The sequence below is a fragment of the Actinomyces oricola genome (genome assembly GCF_004104015.1).
GTDB lineage: Bacteria > Actinomycetota > Actinomycetes > Actinomycetales > Actinomycetaceae > Actinomyces > Actinomyces oricola.
This window is the reverse complement of the sequence record NZ_RYFV01000011.1, coordinates 45,913-62,555: the sequence shown is the minus strand read 5'-3', so window position 1 is coordinate 62,555 and position 16,643 is coordinate 45,913. Positions and strand designations below refer to the sequence as shown.

The window sequence follows — 16,643 nt, the reverse complement described above, 5'->3', positions numbered from 1 at the left end:
TTGCGCTCTATTCGCGGAAACTCGGTGGAGACGGGAGACGGGAGCCGATTACTCAAATGGTGAGAATCGGGGGAGGATGAGGTATGCGCGTCTACAACTTCTCCGCAGGGCCCGCCCAGCTGCCCCTGCCCGTCCTGGAGCGGGCCGCCGCCGAGTTCACCGACTGGGGCGGTTCGGGCATGAGTGTTCTGGAGGTTTCCCACCGCGGCAAGGACTTCATCGCCTGTGCCGCCGACGCCGAGGCCACCCTGCGCCGGGTCCTGGACATCCCCGAGGGCTACCGCGTCCTATTCCTCCAGGGCGGAGCGACCGCCCAGTTCGCCGCCATCCCCATGAACCTCACCGCCGAGGGGGACACGGTGGCCTACCTCAACACCGGCCAGTGGTCCGCCAAGGCCATCAAGGAGGCCGGTGCATACGGCGTGGACGTCGTCGTGCCCGCCGACGAGTCCGCCTCGGCCTACACCACCACCCCCGCCCCCGGCTCCTACGACGTGCCGGCGGCCGCCCGCTACCTGCACTACACGCCCAACGAGACCATTGGCGGGGTGGAATTCCCTGAAATCCCCAGCACCGGGGCCCCCCTCGTGGCTGACTTCTCCTCCACCATCCTCTCCCGGCCCCTGGACGTGAGCCGCTTCGGCCTCATCTATGCCGGAGCCCAGAAGAACATGGGGCCGGCGGGGCTGGCCGTCGTCATTGTCCGCGAGGACCTGTTGGGCCACGCCCGCGCCACGACCCCCAGCATCCTGAACTACACCAAGATGGGGGACGCCGACTCCATGCTCAACACTCCTCCGACCTTCGCCATCTACCTCCTGGGGCTCATAGTCCACTGGATTGAGGACAGCGGCGGCCTGGCCGCCATGGGCGAGCGCAACGCCGCCAAGGCGGCCGCCCTCTACAGCGCCATTGACGGCTCGGACTTCTACGCCAACCCCGTCGAGGAGCGCTCGCGCTCCTGGATGAACGTCCCCTTCACCCTGGCCGACCCCGCCCTCGACGCCCGGTTCCTCGCGGAGGCGCAGGCTGCCGGCCTGACCAACCTCAAGGGGCACCGCCTGGTGGGGGGCATGCGCGCCTCCATCTACAACGCAATGCCCATGGAGGGCGTGACCGCCCTCATTGACTACATGACCGAGTTCGAGCGCACGAAGGGCTGACCCATGACCGAGGCCAAGTTCCGCATCCAGACCCTCAACGCCATCTCCGGGGCGGGCCTATCCCGCTTCCCCGACGAGCGCTACGAGGTTGGCGGCGGTGTGGAGAATCCCGACGCCCTCCTGGTGCGCTCCGCCAGGCTCCACGACACCCCCATCCCCCAGTCGGTCATGGCCGTGGCGCGCGCCGGGGCCGGCACCAACAACATTCCGGTGTCCGCCCTCACCGAACGGGGCGTTCCCGTGTTCAACACCCCGGGCGCCAACGCCAACGCCGTGAAGGAGCTCGTGCTCGCCGGCCTGTTCATCGCGTCGCGCAACCTCATTCCCGCAGCCCGCTTCGCCCACACCCTGGAGGGCGACGACGAGGCCATTGCCAGCGCCGTTGAGGCCGGCAAGAAGAGGTTCGTGGGCTTTGAACTGCCCGGGCGCACCCTGGGCATCCTGGGCCTGGGTGCTGTTGGCGTGCAGGTCGCCAATGCGGCGCTCGGCCTGGGCCTGAAGGTCATCGGCTACGACCCCGCCATTAGTGTGGAGCACGCCTGGCACCTGTCGGCCGACGTCAAGCGCGCCACCTCCATTGAGGAGGTCTTCAAGAAGGCCGACATCCTCACCATCCACGTCCCCCTCATTGAGGCCACGCGCGGCCTGGTGAGCACCCAGCGCATAGCGCTCATGAAGGATCGGGCCGTTATCCTCAACTTCGCCCGAGCCGAGATTGTGGACACGGAGGCCATTGTGGCGGCCCTGGACGAGGGGGAGCTGGGGGGCTACGTCTGCGATTTCCCCTCCACACTGGTCCACAAGCACCGCAAGTGCATCTCCCTGCCGCACCTGGGCGCCTCCACCAAGGAGGCCGAGCGCAACTGCGCCATTATGGCCGTGGACTCCCTGCGCGGGTTCCTGGAGGATGGCCAGGTCCACAACTCGGTCAACTTCCCCGAGGCCGTCATGGCTCGAGAGCCCGGCACGCACCGCCTGCTCATTGTTAACCGAAACGTGCCCAATATGGTCGGTCAGGTCTCCACTCTGGTGGCCCAGCACGGTCAGAACATTGCCAATCTGCTCAATAAGTCCCGCGGCGAGCTGGCCGTGACCCTGGTCGACGTCGAGGGGGAGATCCTGCCCGAGGTGGTCACCGAGTTGCGCGCCATTGACGGTGTTATCTCCGCGCGCGGTATCTGAACCTGTTCGTAGCGCCGCCCCGCGCCCATTGACTGCTTCTGACTGCTTCGCCCGCCCGGCGGGGGGCCGGGCGGACCCGGTAACAACCCGTCTGGGAGGCGGCGTCCCATGCGCCTGACCCACGACCTGAAAGACCTGGCCCGCATCCCGGCCTTCCGCATCCTGGTCGCCGTGCGCCTCATCTCTCAGAGCGGCGACGGCATGCTCCAGGCCGGGCTGGCCACCCTCTTCTTCTTCCAGCCCCAGAACATGACCACCACCACCGGGGTCGCCCGGGCCCTGGTGGTCATGCTGCTGCCCTTCAGCCTTGTGGGCCCCATCACCGGCCCCTTCATTGACCGGTGGCGCCGCCGCCAGACCCTCCTGGTGGGCAACCTGGCGCGGGCCGGGCTGGTCGTGGCGGCCACAATCCTGCTCGGCACCGCGGGCGTGGGACTGGCCCTCTATATCACCGTGCTGGTGTGCCTGGGCATTAACCGCTTCCTCCTGTCGGTTCTCGGTGCGGGCCTGCCCCAGATCATTTCCCGAGAGAGCCTGCTGACCGCCAATTCCATCGTCCCCACCCTGGGCGGGGCCGCCACCGCGGTAGGGGCCGTGATCGGCCTCGTGCTGCGCCTGGCGCTGCCGGCCGGGGCCGCGCAGGATACGGCGAGCCTTCTGGTCGCCGTCGGCCTCTATGCCGGGGCCGCGGCCCTGGTCACCCGTCTGGCGCCGGACGAACTCGGCCCCGAGCACCCCGCCGACGCCGGCCTGGGGCGGGCCCTGGTCTCCACGCTGCGGGACCTGAGCGACGCCGTCGTCTACCTTCTGCGGCGCGGCACCCCGGCGCTGGCGCTGGGGACCATGTCCCTGCACCGCTTCGTCTACGGCATGGAGTTCATCACCATTATTCTGGCCTCCCGCAACCTCCTGGCCTCCCCCGACGACGCCGACACTGGCCTGGCCGTCTTCGGCGTCCTCATGGGGGCCATGGTTGCCGGCCACGGTCTGGCCGTGGTGCTCACACCCCTGGCCCAGGAGCGGGTGTCCGCCTCCCCCTGGGTGGTTGTCTGCCTCCTGGGCGGGACCACCGGCCAAATGCTGCTGGCGGCCGGCCACGAGCAGACGATCATGGTGGTCGGGCTCTTCATCTTCGGCGTGGGCGTGCAGGGCGCCAAGATCGCCGTGGACACCATTGTCCAGGCGCACACCGCCGACACCTACCGGGGGCGGGCCTTCAGCCTTTACGACGTCCTATTCAACACCGCCGAGTGCGTGTCCGCGGGTGCGGCAATCCTCCTGCTGCCCAATATCGGCTGGTCCCGGCCCGTCCAGGTGGGCCTGGTGGCCCTGGTGTGGGCGGTAGCGGCTGGTTACTGGCGGTGCGTGCGGGCCCTGGGCGGTGCACCCCGGCCGGTGTGAGGGCCCGCCCCCGTGCGGGCGGCCTAGACCAGGGCGGCCCGCACAACGATTGCCGCCAGTAGCAGGGCCGCCACCCCCACCGTCCCGGCCACGCCCACGGCGGTGCGCCGGCCCCGGGGGGCCCAGGCGTAGACGCCCGCCAGCACGGCGCCCGTCACCATTCCGCCCAGGTGGCCCTGCCAGGAGATGTTCTGACCCAGGAAGGAGAACACCAGGTTGATCGCCAATAGGCCCACGATCGCCGAGGTGTCTCGCCCGAAGCGATGCTGGATGACGAACATGGCCGCGAAAAGCCCGAACACCGCCCCGGAGGCGCCCACGGTGCCGCCGAACCAGTCCGGTATGGAAGCCGGGGAGGCCAGCCAGTAGATGGCGGTCGAACCGCCCACTGCGCTAATGAGGCACAGGCAGGTGAAGCGCCACCGGCCCAGAATGGGCTCCAACGAGCTGCCCAGCACCCACAGCGCCCACATGTTGAAAGCCAGGTGTATGAGGGAGCCGTGCAGGAAGGTGGTGGTGATGAAGCGCCAGGGCTCGGTGTGGGCCAGTGCCGGGACGAAGTTCATGCGCCCGAGCAGGGCGGGGCTAGTCGACTGCAGCAAGTAGGTCGCCACGCAGACAGCGATAAAGCTCTTGGTGATGAGAGTGTCGGCGACTGCGACACCGCCCAGGATCGTGCGAGGAGCCCGTCGCCGGGCACTGGCCTGCCGTGCGCAGTCCACGCAGTGGATGCCGACGGCGCCGGGCACCTGGCACTGGGGGCATACCGGTCGGTCGCAGCGCTGGCAGCGCACATAAGCCACCGTGTCGGGGTGTCGCGGACAGGTCGGCGGCGAGCCCCCGGTGGGCTGAGAGGGATAGTGCTGGGTCATTGGATTCTCCTGGTCGGCCGCGGGCGTGGCCGTGCCGCCGAGCCAACAGCCCGGCGGCACGGAGAGGGCGCCGTCACTGGGAGATCGTCACTGAGGTAATAACCACATCCGTCAGGGGACGGTCGCGCGGACCGGTCTCCACCGCGGAGATGGCATCGACCACGGCACGGGAGGCGTCGTCGGCCACCGCCCCGAAGATGGTGTGCTTACCCTGGAGCCATTCGGTGGCGGCGGTGGTGATGAAGAACTGCGAGCCGTTGGTGCCCCGTCCCAGGCGGCGGCCAGCGTTGGCCATTGCCAGAACATAGGGGGCGCTGAAGGTCAGGGAGGCATCGATTTCGTCGTCAAAGGTGTAACCGGGGCCGCCGGTTCCGGTGCCCAGAGGGTCGCCGCCCTGAATCATGAAGTTGGGGATGACACGATGGAAGATGACGCCGTCGTACAGCGGGGCGTTGGACTGCTCACCCGTGCGCGGATCGGTCCAGGTCTTCTTGCCGGTGGCCAGGCCGACGAAGTTCGAGACCGTCGTAGGAGCCTGCTCGGCAAAGAGCTCAAGGCGAATGTCTCCGAGGGTGGTGTGCAGTGTCGCTTCCATAGTCGTCATGGTCCCATGGGCGGGCTGGGCGGTCACCAACCGATACCTGGACGGCCGGACCTGTTCACCCCAGGCAAAAAGCCGGACTCAATCTAGGGCGCGCCACCCACAACAATGCGACGATTGATCATAGTCGAGCCTCCGACTCACCGAACTCAGCAGGGAGAACGAATATGCCGTGTCTCAAGAGCATTGTCAGCAAGATCGACACCGATCAGCTCCGCCGGGACGCGTCCTGCCTCGCCGGGTCGATTGCCGAGCAGGCTGAGCGCGCCGCCGTGTGGGCCGCGCCTCGAGTGAATAGGGCCCGTGCTGACCTGACCCGTGCGGCCAAGGACGCCCAGGGGCGCCTGGAGCCGGTGGTCGAGGAGGCTCGGGTACGCGTCGTTGGCGACTATATTCCGCGCGCCCAGCGCGCCGCCCTCGCTGCGCAGGCCGCAGCACAGGGAGAGGGCACCTTGTCCGAGCGCGCCCAGCGTGTGGCTGTGGCCGCTAAGAACGCAGCACTGGAGGTTCCCGTGAAGCAGAAGAAGCACCCCGTCCTCAAGACCCTGGGCTGGTTGGCCCTCGCCGGAGCTGTTGCCGGTGCGGCCTACGTCGTGTGGCGTCGCAGCCAGCCGGTGGAGGACCCGTGGGCCGAGGAGTATTGGGCCGACTCCGACGAGGAGGACGCCGTCGAGGAGGAGTGACTCTGCTCTCGAGCAGCCCTCGAGCAGCCCTCGAGCGCACGTGACGCCCCCGCCGCAGTGGCGGGGGCGTCACTGTCGCATTGCGTGCATCGCCGTCACGTCGTGCACGTCACTGACGCGTCGTGCGCATGGTGCCGGGACGGCGGGGCTACTGGGCGCGCAGTTAGGCCCCATCCGGCGGCAGCGCGCCGGATGGGGCACTGCGTGCGCAGTGGGCCGCGGTCGCTCACTTCCAGCGCAGGAGGCCCAGGAACCCAACCATAATGATAATGAAACCGATGTAAAGGTTGCCGTGCAAGAGCCAATCCCCGGCATGGTGCTTCACGAAGTAGGGCAGCGGGTACTCGCCCTTGAACAGGTACGTGGTCACCACCCACAGCAGGCCGATCACCATAATGGTGGCCATGGTGGGGGCGTACCACTGGGGGCTGCCCACCTCTTTGATCTTCGCGGGCACGCGCGAGACGCGGTTGGCGGCCGCACGGGACTCCTCCCGCGCCTTGGCGGCCTTTGCCGGGTTCCCCGAACGGCTCTGGCGCTTAAGCCGGGTCGACTTGCTGGACTTGAATTTGAAAAACCGGGCCATGGGGCCTCCTGACTGCTGCGACGAGGCTGTGAAGTGGGCTCGTCAAGAGAAATACGCTGTCGCCTAGCCTAGGCCATGATCGGTTCCGCCTCAGACCGGGGTCGTGTGGCCGGCAGGCCGGGGTCGTGTGGCCGGCCGCGCTCAGCGGCGGGGCGGTCGATGAGAAGGAAGACCGGTCCGGGCGGGGAAAGAGTGGCGGGCCACTCCCCGAGGCTCCGGGGGCCTCCTCTAGACTGAACTGCGACGTCCAACCTAAGGAGATCTTATGGTGCACCCCCGCCACCAGAGGAAGAGCACGCGGAGGAGCCGGTGGTACGACTATGTCCTGCACGGAGTCGGTGAGCTGCTCATCACCTGTGGGCTCGTCGTCGCCCTCTTCCTGTGCTGGCAGCTGTGGTGGACGGGAATCGAGGCCTCCAGGAAGGCCAACGTCGTCGCAACCGACTTCCAGAAGACCCAGGTGGACTCCCCGCGGGTCGAGGGCACCAAGCACACCGACGATCCCCCGCCCGTCGCCCCGGTGGGTTACGGGGAGACCATTGGCATGCTGGTGGTCCCGGCCTGGTACGGATACACCAACAACAATATGCCGATTCTGGAGGGGACTGGTTCGGACGTCCTCGACCAGGCCGCCGCCGGCCACTACACCGAGACCCAGCAGGTTGGCGAAGTCGGCAATTTCGCCATTGCCGGCCACCGGCGCTCCAACGGCAATTCCTTCCGTCGCGTCGACCTGCTCCAGGAGGGCGACGAGATTATTATCGCAACCGCGGACACCTGGTACGTCTACACGGTGACCGGCTACGAGATCGTTGACCCCACGCAGGCCGAGGTCGTGGCCCCGGTACCCCACCACCCGGAGGAGGTCCCCACCGAGCGGCTATTGACCATGACCACCTGCCACTCCTTGACTGCCGGCGAGTGGGGCAATGACCACCGGTGGATCACCTACGCCACCTTCTCCTACTGGATGCCCAGATCCGAGGGGCGCCCCGCCTCGGTTATTAACGACCCGGAGGTCAACTGATGTACGGATGGATCTGGCGCCACCTGCCCGGCCCCTGGTGGCTGAAGTCGATTCAGGCACTGGTTCTCATCGCCTGCACGGTGCTGGTGCTCTTCGAGGTGGTTTTCCCCTGGGCCAACGAGACCTGGGACCTGTCGGGCAATGCCAACGTCGGGCCCTGACGGGCCGGGTTCCGCACGGGGAAACTGAGAAAACTGAAGAAAGTCGCTCAACTGCGCCCCCTGCCCGCTATTTGCGGGCAGAGGCGCGGCACCGTCAAAGGAGGTCGCCGGTCAAAGAAGACCGCCTGATGCGAAGGAATGACGACCCTGGTCCGGTCGCGCCCATGACCGGACCAGGGGCTCATGACTAGTTGTTGTTGGGCGGGGCGGAGGGCGATGCCGACCCCGTCGCCGTCGCCGTTGCCGTCGCTGTGGGGGTGGGTGTGGGCTCATGGTAGGTGTAGGTCGTCACCGTGAGCTCCACGCTCGACCCGTCGGACACCGAGGTACCCTCCCCCGGATTCACCGAGATCACCACGGTCCTGCCGTTGAGGGACTGGTCGGTGGTGCTCTCCTGGGACGTCTGGGTGTTGTAGTTCAACCCGGCCTGTGTCAGCGTGGCCTTGGCGTCCTCCAGATCCGAACCCACAACACTGGGGACCGTGGTCTTGCCCGAGGCGATCACGACCGACACGGTCGAGCCCCGCTGCACCGAGGTGCCCGCCACCGGCGTGGTGTGCACAACACTGGAGGCCGTGACCCCGGGGGCGTCCTCAGTAGTGACGTCACCGAATACCAGGCCGGCACTCTCAATGGCGTTGCGCGCCTCAGACTGCGTCATGCCCGAGACGTTGGGGACCTCGACCATGGCCGAGCCCGACGAGAAGTGCACGGTGATCTCCGTCCCCAGGACGGCGTTCGTGCCGGCCCCCGGCTCAGTGGAGACGGCCAGGCCCTCATCAACGGTGTCCGAGGCGACGTCCGAGCCCTTGACGTAGGCCAGACCCACCCCCTCAATGGCGGACTGCGCCTCATTCTCCGACATGCCGGCAACGTCGGGGACGGCGACGGCGGTCACGGTTGGGGTGGGGGTCTTATTGGGGCCGCCGCCGATCATGCCCGAGGCCACCATGCCCACCAGCACGCCCAGGCCGATGAGCACGATCAGGATAATGATCCACGCCCAAGCACGGTTGGACTTCTTGGGCTCGGCGGCCCTCTCCGGGGTGGAGGCCACCGGCGCCACCGGTGCTGCCGGTGTCGGGGGGCTCGTCGGGGCCGGCGGGGTTGTGGGCGCAGGGGGCGCCGGGGTCCCGGCGGAGTCCATAACGGTGGTGGAGGAGTTCCAGCTCTCCACTGTGGGCGCCTCCACCGCCAGCCCCTGGGCGGCCGCCTCCAGGTCGGCGCGCATGTGAGCGGCGTCCTGGTAGCGGTCGTCGCGGTTCTTCGCCAGCGCCTTGAGCACCACCCGGTCCAGGGACTCGGGTACGTCGGCGGCCAGCGATGAGGGCCGCTTGGGGATCTCCCGCACGTGCTGGTAGGCGATGGCGACCGCCGAGTCCCCGGTGAAGGGGGGCTGGCCGGTGAGCAGCTCGTAGAGCAGGCACCCGGTGGAGTACAGGTCCGAGCGGGTGTCAACGACCTCGCCGCGGGCCTGCTCGGGGGACAGGTACTGGGCGGTGCCGACAACGGCGTGCTGCTGGGTGACGGTGGCGGCGGAGTCCTCCATGACCCGGGCAATGCCGAAATCCATCACCTTCACCGCTCCAGTGGAGGTGAGCATAATGTTCCCGGGCTTAATGTCCCGGTGGACGATCCCCGCCTTGTGGGAGTACTCCAGGGCGTCCAGGACGCCGTTGACGACCTCGACCGCCTCCGGGATCGGCACGGCCTCGCCGTCGCCCAGGAGCTCGCGCACCGTGTGCCCCTCGACATACTCCATGACAATGTAGGGCACGGCCCTGGTGGTGCCGTCGGGCTGGGAGATGATCTCCTCACCCGAGTCGTAGACGGCGACGATCGCCGGGTGGTTGAGGGCGGCGGCCGACTTGGCCTCCCGGCGGAAGCGCGCCTGGAAGGTCCTGTCCCCTGCGATATCGGCACGGAGCAGCTTAATGGCAATGATGCGGCTCAGCCGGTTGTCGAAACCGAGGTGGACCTCGGCCATGCCGCCGCGGCCGATGAGCTCGCGGACCTCGTAGCGGCCAGCGAGGATCCTGGGGGGCTGACTGGTCACAGGGCCTCCTTGGTTGGGGAGATGGGCGCGACGGCGTTGAACGGCGGGGACGCCGGGCTCGCTGAGGCAAGGGTACCCGCGGCGATGATGAGGATGACGGCGGTGACCACGCCGATGGCGAGCAGTACGAAGACCGCCACGGGCAGCCCCAGAAAACGCCGAGATGACCGGTGGCCCCGAGTCTGCGAATGCCCGGAGTCCCGGTTCGCCCGGCGACGGGAGGCGGCCCCGGTGCCGGGCGCGGAGGAGGCGGACGGCGCTGACCGTACGACTGCCCGGCGTCGGGAGGGGCCCGAGCGCCCTGGGCCCGAAGATCCAGCGCCCGGGTGCCCCGGGTGGAGCGGGACATCGGGCACCGACCCCCGCCGGTGCCGCCCGGTGCCCACGACGGTGTTCAGCGCGCCGTGCCTCTCAGCCTCGGCGACCGCCACCGACGACGCCGGCTGATGACCGCCCTGAAGCCCCGGACCGACCAGCGACACCTCAGGGCGCCTCGTGGAGCGCCACTGCAACGGGTCGTGGGGATCCCAGGCGTCAGCAGGGAGGTTAATGACTATGCGGTCCAGGCGGCGGGCCAGTTCGCGCGCCGAGTGCGGGCGGGCCTGCGGCTTCTTGGCCAACAGCTCCATAACGAGTTCCTGCACCTCCTCGGGCACGGCGTCGGGCAGCGGCGGGACCTGCTGATTGACGTGGGCGAAGGCGATATCGACCTGGGTGGTGCCGGTGAAGGGCCTGCGTCCCGTCAACGCCTCATAGGCGATGATCCCCAGGGCGTAAAGGTCCCCGGCGGGGGTGGCCATGGAGCCCATGGCCTGCTCGGGGGCCAGGTACTGGGCGGTGCCCATGACCATGCCGGAGGCGGTCATGGGCCGCTGGTTCAGGCCCGTGGAAATACCGAAGTCGGTGAGCTTGGCCAGGCCCTCGCGGTTAATGAGGATATTGGAGGGCTTGACATCCCTGTGGACAACGCCGGAGTCGTGGACGACCTGGAGGGCGCGGGCCACCTGCGCCAGGATCGGCAGGATCTGGGCCGGTGGCATGGTCCCCTTCTCGGCCAGGACCTCCGAGAGGGGTCGGCCCTGGACCAGCTCCATAATGATCCACCCCGAACCGTCGCGCTCCCCGGCGTCGAGCACCATCGCCAAATTGGGGTGGCGCAGGCCCCGGGAGTTCACCGCCTCGGCCCGCAGGCGCGACAGGAAGATCTCGTCCCCAATGAGCTCGGGGCGCAGGATCTTGGCGGCGACCGCCCGACCCGAGCGCAGGTCCGTGGCCCGCCACACCTCGCCCATGCCGCCCAGGGCTATGCGCTCTACGAGCCGGTAGCGTCCTTGGATCTCCAGGCCGACGACCGGTTTCATCGGTTGACCGCCGCGCTAATGACCGCGGCCGCGACCGGGCCGGCCTCCGAGCCGCCGGTGGCGGACTGCGATGTCTGCGACCCGCCGTCGATCACCACGGCGATGGCAACGCTCGGCTCATTAATGTCCGTGCCCGCGAAGCCGATGAACCAGGTGGTGGGGCCGCCCTCGTCACTGCCGGTCTCCGCAGTGCCCGTCTTACCGGCCACGGCCACCCCCGGCACCTGCGCCGTCTTACCCGTGCCCGAGGCGACCGTCTCCTGCATGAGACTGGACAGGGCCGTGGCGGTGGCCGAGTCAATAGGGGTGCGCAGCACACTCGGCTTGGTGGTGCTCACCACATTGAGGTCGGCATCCAGGGTGCGGGAGACCAGGTAGGGGGTCATCTGCTCCCCGTCGTTGGCCACCGTGGCGGCCACCATGGCCATCATGAGCGGGGTGACGCGCACCGAGGCCTGCCCAATGCCGGCCATGGCCGTCTGCGCCTCGGAGTCATTGGCCGGGTACGTCGAGGGCGTCACCCGCAGTGGCACGCTCATCTCGGACTCGAAGCCCCAGGCCTCCGCCTCCTGGGCCAAGGCCTCATCGCCCACATCCATGGCCAGCTGGGCGAAGGGCGTGTTGCAGGACTCGGCGAAGGCGTAGGACAGGGTCACCTGGCCATTGCCGCAGGACTCGCCCGAATAGTTCTCCAAGGTGTGCGTGGTCCCGGGCAGGGTGATGGTGTCCGGGGCCGCCACCTGGGTGCTCGCCGTCACCTTGCCGGCGCGCAGGGCGGCGGCGGTGGTGATGATCTTGAACGTGGACCCCGGCGGGTACAGGTCCCCGGCCACCGCCCGGTTCACCAGGGGCTGCCCCTCATCCCCGGTCAGAGAGTCCCAGGCGCCCTGGGCCTCGCCGGCGTCGTGGGAGGCCAAGGTGTTGGGGTCGTAGGACGGGGAGGAGACCATGGCCAGGATGGCCCCGGTGGAGGGGTCCATGACCACCACGGAGCCGCGTCGCCCGTCGAGGGCGTCCCAGGCCGCCTGCTGCACATCGGCGTCTATGGTGAGCTCCAGGGTGCCGCCCTGCGGGGACTCCTCAGTGAACAGGGACTTGACCCGTGAGGAGAACAAGGAGGGGTCATCCCCGTTGAGAATGGAGTTGCCCGCCTGCTCCAGGCCGGTCATGGAGGCGAAGGCGGTGGAGAAGTAGCCGGTGATCGGTGCGTAGAGCTCCCCACTGGGGTAGGTGCGCTGGAAGGTATAGGCGTCCTCGGAGGGCACCGATTCGGCGATCGCCGTGCCCCCCACCGTGATCTGGCCCCGCTCGGTGCCGAACTGGGCGTAGACGGTGCGCGAGTTGCGCGGGTCGGTGGTCAAGGAGCCCTGTGAGGAGGAGGACTCCCACAGGGCCGGACGGGCCAGCCCCTGGACGCTGGTCACCGACAGGGCCAGCGCCAGGAACAGGACTGCGACCAGCATGGTCACCTGACGGATCTGCCGGTTCATGCGGGGGCCTCCTGGGAGGGGTCGTCCGGTGTGGGGGCGGCATCGAGGACGGCTCTGCGGATCGAGGTGGGCAGCTCCGCGGTGTCAATGATCTGGGGCGCTGTCGTGGCGGGGCGGCGGGCGGCGTCGGACAATCGCACCAGCAGCGCCAGAATGATCCAGTTCGCCACCAGGGAGGAGCCGCCGTAGGCGAGGAAGGGCGTGGTCAGGCCGGTCAAGGGGATGAGACGGGTGACGCCGCCGACGACGACGAAGACCTGCAGGGCAATGGTGAAGGACAGGCCCACCGCCAGGAGTTTGCCGAAGCCATCGCGCAGGGACAGGGCCGTGCGCAGACCCCGCTCAATGAGGATGAGGTAGAGCATGAGGATCGCCAGGGACCCGGTCAGTCCCAGCTCCTCGCTCAGGGAGGTGAAGATGAAGTCGGAGTTCGCGAAGGTCACGGTCGTGGGGTAGCCCTTGCCCCAGCCCGTGCCAATGATCCCGCCCGAGGCCATCCCGAACAGCCCGGTCACCAGCTGCCAGGACCTGCCGGAGTCGTAGACCTCGGGGTCCATGGCGTGAAGCCACCCGGCCACCCGGCTCTGCACGTGCGAGATGTGAGTGGCCGCGAACCAGGCCGCCGGCAGGAACAGGGCCGCCCCGATCAGCAGCCAGGAGCGCCGGTTGGTGGCCACATAGAGCGTGACCACGAACAGGCCGAAGAGCAGCACCGAGGACCCCAGGTCCTTCTGGGCCACGAGCACCAGAATGCTCACGCCCCACACCACGAGCAGGGGGAGCAGGTGGCGGGGTTTGGGCAGGTTCATTCCCAGGATCCGGCGGCCCGCCAGGGCCAAGTTGTCGCGGTTGCTCACCAGGTAGGAGGCGAAGAACACCGCCAACAGCACCTTGGTCAGCTCCGCGGGCTGGAAGGACATGGGGCCGGCGTGGATCCAGATGCGGGCGCCGTTGATCTCCTGGCCCAGGCCGGGGATGAAGGGCAGGATGAGGAAGGCCAGGCCCAGCCACATGGCCCACCGGTCCCACCGGCGCAGGCGGCGGTAGTCGCGCAGGAGCAGCGCCGCGCAGAACAGGGCCACGCCCAAGCCGGTCCACACCGCCTGCTTCATGCCGATGACCAGGTCCCACTGCTCCAGGCGCATATAGGACAGGTCGAGGCGCTGGATCATGGCGAGGCCAATGCCGTTGAGGGCCACTGCCGCCGGCAGGATGACCGGGTCGGCCCAGGGCGCCATCCAGCGCACCCACAGGTGGACGATAATGGCGATCATCACCAGGGCGGCACTGAGCATGAGGGTCTGAGCCGGGGAGGAGCCGGTGCGATTGAGTGCCGTGAGCACGAAGCCGCTCAGGCCGATCACCAGGGCCAGGATGAGGAGGCCGGCCTCGACCCAGCGCCCAGTGGTGCGCCCCGGGGGGACGGCCACAGGATGGGGCCGAGCACGCCGCCTTCTGGACTGCGCTGGTGACTGTCCCTGGAAGGAGGGCGGGTTGGCGGTCATCTCACTGCCCCTGCGTACCTGCGGGGGGTGGCGCACTGGCTGAGGCCGGCGGGGTGGGGGTCTCCTCCGGCACGATCTGACCCGCGACCGTGACCTCGACGTACTTGCGCGCCTCCTCTAAGGAGGGCTGGGCAACAGTCTCATTCAGACGATCGCGCATGGTAGGGCTCAGGTCGGCGACAAGGGGCTCGTCGAAGGTCTCCACCTGGTGGCTGAGCTTGAGGGGGCCGATGGTCTGGGCGATGCCCTGGTAGATGGCGACCTTCTCCTCAGAGATGGTCACGTAGTACTGGGTCTGGGTCCACCGGTAGCCCAGGAAGCCCGCCCCGGCGAGGAGCAGCAGGAGGACCAGCGAACTGATCCACGAGCGGCGGCGACGCCGACGGCGCTTCTGGTCCTGGTGCGCGGCCTCCTGAGCGACCGCCTCCTCCTCGGTCGGCGTCACCCCGACCGCAGACGGCTCCTCCAGGCCGGCGACCAGGGCCGCGGCCTTGGCGGCCGGGGAGGAGGCGCCCTCGGGGGAGGCCGCCGCCGGGGTGCTGGTGCCGCCGGCGCGGCGATTGGCCGCCGAACCCACCACCTGTGGGACCGTCTGCGGCTCGGCGTCGTCATCGACGACATCGAAGATCACTGCCGTCACATTGTCCGGCCCGCCGGCGCGCAGAGCCAGGTCGATGAGCTGCTCAGCGGCCTGGTTGGGGTCGGGGACGGAGGCGAGAACCTCCCCAATGGTCTCCGCGCTCACCGGCCCGCACAGGCCATCGGAGCACAGCAGCCACCGGTCCCCGGGAACGGCTTCACGAATGGACTCGTCGAGCTGAACCCGCCCCTCGGCGTCGCCCAGGACCCGCAGCAGCACGGAGCGCTGCGGATGGCGCCGCGCCTGCTCACGGGTCAGGCGGCCGGTCTCCACCAGGTACTCCACGAAGGTGTGGTCGGTGGTGACCTGGTTGAGCTCGCCGTCGCGCAGAAGGTAGGCGCGCGAGTCCCCCACGTGGACCATGGCCAGCTTGTTGCCCGAGCGCATGACGGCGATACACGTGGTGCCCAGGCCGGCCAACTCCGGGGAGCGGGAGGAGACCGCCACCAGGTCGTCGTGGGCGGTGTCCACGGCATGGCGCAGCAGCCCAAGAAGTTCACCGGCCTGGTGAGAGTCCGCGTCAAGGGGCGCCAAGTGCTCAATAGCGAGGGCTGAGGCGAGGTCGCCGCCAGCGGGACCGCCCATGCCGTCGCACAAGACGCACAGGTGAGGGCCTGCGTACCCCGAGTCCTGATTGGACTGGCGTACCAGGCCCACGTCGCTGCGAGCGGCGTAGCGAAGAGAGACCGTCATGGGCGCAGCTCCAAAGTCGTTTGGCCTATCCGGACGGGCACGCCGACGGGAAGCTCGACAGTGCCGTGGACACGGTTCCCATCCAACAAGGTGCCGTTGGTGGAACCCAGGTCCTCCAGCCACCACGTCCCGTCCTTCGGGAAGATTCTGGCGTGCCGCGCGGAGGCGTAGGAGTCGTCCAGCACCAGTGTGCTCGATGGTGCCCGTCCGATCACAATCGAGGTCGGGGTCAGCGGCACGGTCGACCCGGCAAGGGGTCCCTCGGTAATGACCATGCGCGTGGCCCCGCGACGTCGGCTGCGCGGCGCGGGGGCCGGGGTATCCGTAGCGGCCTGCTGGGGACGGCGGGGCGCGGACACACTGGGAGTGTCCGTCACGTCACGGCGCAGGGCCCGGACGACGAGGAAGATGAAGAACCACAGGAGGGCGATAAAAGCCAGCCGCAGTAGGGTGAAGGTGAGTTGACTCACCCCTCAGCTCCTCTGCCCTGAGAGCCGTCCCAGAACATGATCTGGGTTCGTCCAATGGTCATGGTGTTCCCGTCTAGAAGAGTGGCGGCATCCACGCGGTGCCCTTCGACAAAAGTCCCATTAGTGCTGCCCAGGTCCGTGGCGATCGCATGACCCTGGGTCAGGCGAATCTCCAGGTGGCGGCGTGAGACGCCTGAATCATCCACAATAATGTCTGCCTCGGAGCCACGGCCAATCACCGTCACCGGCCCCGTGAGCAGGTAGCGCTGTCCGTCCACATCCAGGATCGGGTGGCTCGGGGAGGCCTTGGCGGCGGCGGCCGGGGCTGCGGCGCCCCGGCGCGTGGAGGAGTCCACGGAGATGGCCGGGGAGATGAGGGTCTCATCGTTGACGAAGGAGACCTCGACCGGACCAACGAAGGAATAACCCTGCTCGGCGGCATGAGAAGTTGCGACCTCCTCAAGCTGGCGGATCATCTCCTCCTCCCCCCACTGGCGGACGTGATCAATGTCCACTGGAGCCAAGTGGACACGGAAGACGTTGGGCACCACGGAGCGGTCCAGTGCGAACGATGCCGCCCGTTTGTCCATTGTCTCGCGGATCCGCGAGGAGATCTCGACCGGCTTCACATCGCCGGAGGATCGGGACATCGTTCGGCTGGCGACTATCTCGACGCCCTTCTCGAACTTGTCCAGAAGTCCCATGAACTCAACCTCCACGTCATCTTCAGTGCACCAGCGGTAGGGGTCGTT

General features: G+C 68.3%; 16 protein-coding genes. 6 read left to right on the top strand and 10 right to left on the bottom strand.

Going from position 1 to position 16,643, the window contains the following annotated elements; all coding sequences use genetic code 11:
- Positions 1–83 precede the first annotated feature (83 nt).
- The 3 genes from serC to EUC46_RS06095 all read left to right on the top strand — a co-directional run bounded on the left by serC (position 84) and on the right by EUC46_RS06095 (position 3,746).
- Complete coding sequence (serC, locus tag EUC46_RS06105; protein WP_128773297.1) at positions 84–1,163, top strand: 3-phosphoserine/phosphohydroxythreonine transaminase; 1,080 nt, start codon at positions 84–86, stop codon at positions 1,161–1,163.
- Between the two features lie 3 nt (positions 1,164–1,166).
- A complete protein-coding gene (locus tag EUC46_RS06100; protein WP_128773296.1) occupies positions 1,167–2,345 on the top strand; it encodes a phosphoglycerate dehydrogenase in 1,179 nt (392 codons plus the stop codon).
- Between the two features lie 108 nt (positions 2,346–2,453).
- Positions 2,454–3,746, top strand: coding sequence for an MFS transporter (locus tag EUC46_RS06095; protein ID WP_128773295.1), 1,293 nt, complete (start codon positions 2,454–2,456; stop codon positions 3,744–3,746).
- Between the two features lie 23 nt (positions 3,747–3,769).
- On the opposite strand, the gene EUC46_RS06090 is transcribed toward EUC46_RS06095, so the two are convergent.
- Together EUC46_RS06090 and EUC46_RS06085 are read right to left on the bottom strand one after the other, a co-directional pair.
- Entirely contained in the window at positions 3,770–4,618 is an 849-nt protein-coding gene (locus EUC46_RS06090; RefSeq protein ID WP_128773294.1) for a rhomboid family intramembrane serine protease, read from the bottom strand.
- 73 nt (positions 4,619–4,691) lie between these two features.
- Positions 4,692–5,213 (bottom strand): peptidylprolyl isomerase, encoded by a 522-nt coding sequence (locus tag EUC46_RS06085; protein ID WP_128773320.1) that lies wholly within the window; start codon positions 5,211–5,213, stop codon positions 4,692–4,694.
- A gap of 173 nt (positions 5,214–5,386) precedes the next feature.
- Here EUC46_RS06085 and EUC46_RS06080 point away from each other — a divergent pair, with 173 nt between their 5' ends.
- On the top strand, positions 5,387–5,902 hold the full coding sequence (locus EUC46_RS06080) for a hypothetical protein (RefSeq protein WP_128773293.1): 516 nt from the start codon (positions 5,387–5,389) through the stop codon (positions 5,900–5,902).
- A 226-nt stretch (positions 5,903–6,128) separates the two neighbouring features.
- On the opposite strand, the gene EUC46_RS06075 is transcribed toward EUC46_RS06080, so the two are convergent.
- A complete protein-coding gene (locus EUC46_RS06075; RefSeq protein WP_128773292.1) occupies positions 6,129–6,488 on the bottom strand; it encodes a cell division protein CrgA in 360 nt (119 codons plus the stop codon).
- A gap of 265 nt (positions 6,489–6,753) precedes the next feature.
- Here EUC46_RS06075 and EUC46_RS06070 point away from each other — a divergent pair, with 265 nt between their 5' ends.
- Both EUC46_RS06070 and EUC46_RS12520 read left to right on the top strand, forming a co-directional pair.
- Entirely contained in the window at positions 6,754–7,515 is a 762-nt protein-coding gene (locus EUC46_RS06070) for a class E sortase (RefSeq protein WP_206645920.1), read from the top strand.
- Complete coding sequence (locus EUC46_RS12520; protein ID WP_164918761.1) at positions 7,515–7,676, top strand: hypothetical protein; 162 nt, start codon at positions 7,515–7,517, stop codon at positions 7,674–7,676. The genes EUC46_RS06070 and EUC46_RS12520 overlap by 1 nt, the downstream gene beginning before the upstream one ends.
- Before the next feature lie 187 nt (positions 7,677–7,863).
- On the opposite strand, the gene pknB is transcribed toward EUC46_RS12520, so the two are convergent.
- From pknB to EUC46_RS06035, 7 genes are all read right to left on the bottom strand, one after another.
- On the bottom strand, positions 7,864–9,732 hold the full coding sequence (gene pknB, locus EUC46_RS06065) for a Stk1 family PASTA domain-containing Ser/Thr kinase (RefSeq protein WP_128773291.1): 1,869 nt from the start codon (positions 9,730–9,732) through the stop codon (positions 7,864–7,866).
- A complete protein-coding gene (locus tag EUC46_RS06060; RefSeq protein WP_128773290.1) occupies positions 9,729–11,093 on the bottom strand; it encodes a serine/threonine-protein kinase in 1,365 nt (454 codons plus the stop codon). The genes pknB and EUC46_RS06060 overlap by 4 nt, the downstream gene beginning before the upstream one ends.
- Entirely contained in the window at positions 11,090–12,583 is a 1,494-nt protein-coding gene (locus tag EUC46_RS06055; protein ID WP_128773289.1) for a peptidoglycan D,D-transpeptidase FtsI family protein, read from the bottom strand. Before EUC46_RS06055 ends, EUC46_RS06060 begins: the two co-directional genes overlap by 4 nt.
- Positions 12,580–14,013 carry an FtsW/RodA/SpoVE family cell cycle protein gene (locus EUC46_RS06050; protein ID WP_338324467.1) on the bottom strand — a complete coding sequence of 478 codons (1,434 nt, stop codon included), beginning with the start codon at positions 14,011–14,013 and terminating at the stop codon, positions 12,580–12,582. Before EUC46_RS06050 ends, EUC46_RS06055 begins: the two co-directional genes overlap by 4 nt.
- Positions 14,014–14,089: 76 nt before the next feature.
- Entirely contained in the window at positions 14,090–15,421 is a 1,332-nt protein-coding gene (locus EUC46_RS06045; protein WP_128773287.1) for a PP2C family protein-serine/threonine phosphatase, read from the bottom strand.
- Positions 15,418–15,891: an FHA domain-containing protein FhaB/FipA gene (locus EUC46_RS06040; RefSeq protein ID WP_128773286.1), complete on the bottom strand. Its 474-nt coding sequence runs from the start codon at positions 15,889–15,891 to the stop codon at positions 15,418–15,420. The genes EUC46_RS06045 and EUC46_RS06040 overlap by 4 nt, the downstream gene beginning before the upstream one ends.
- Entirely contained in the window at positions 15,888–16,595 is a 708-nt protein-coding gene (locus tag EUC46_RS06035; RefSeq protein ID WP_128773285.1) for an FhaA domain-containing protein, read from the bottom strand. The genes EUC46_RS06040 and EUC46_RS06035 overlap by 4 nt, the downstream gene beginning before the upstream one ends.
- Positions 16,596–16,643 lie beyond the last annotated feature (48 nt).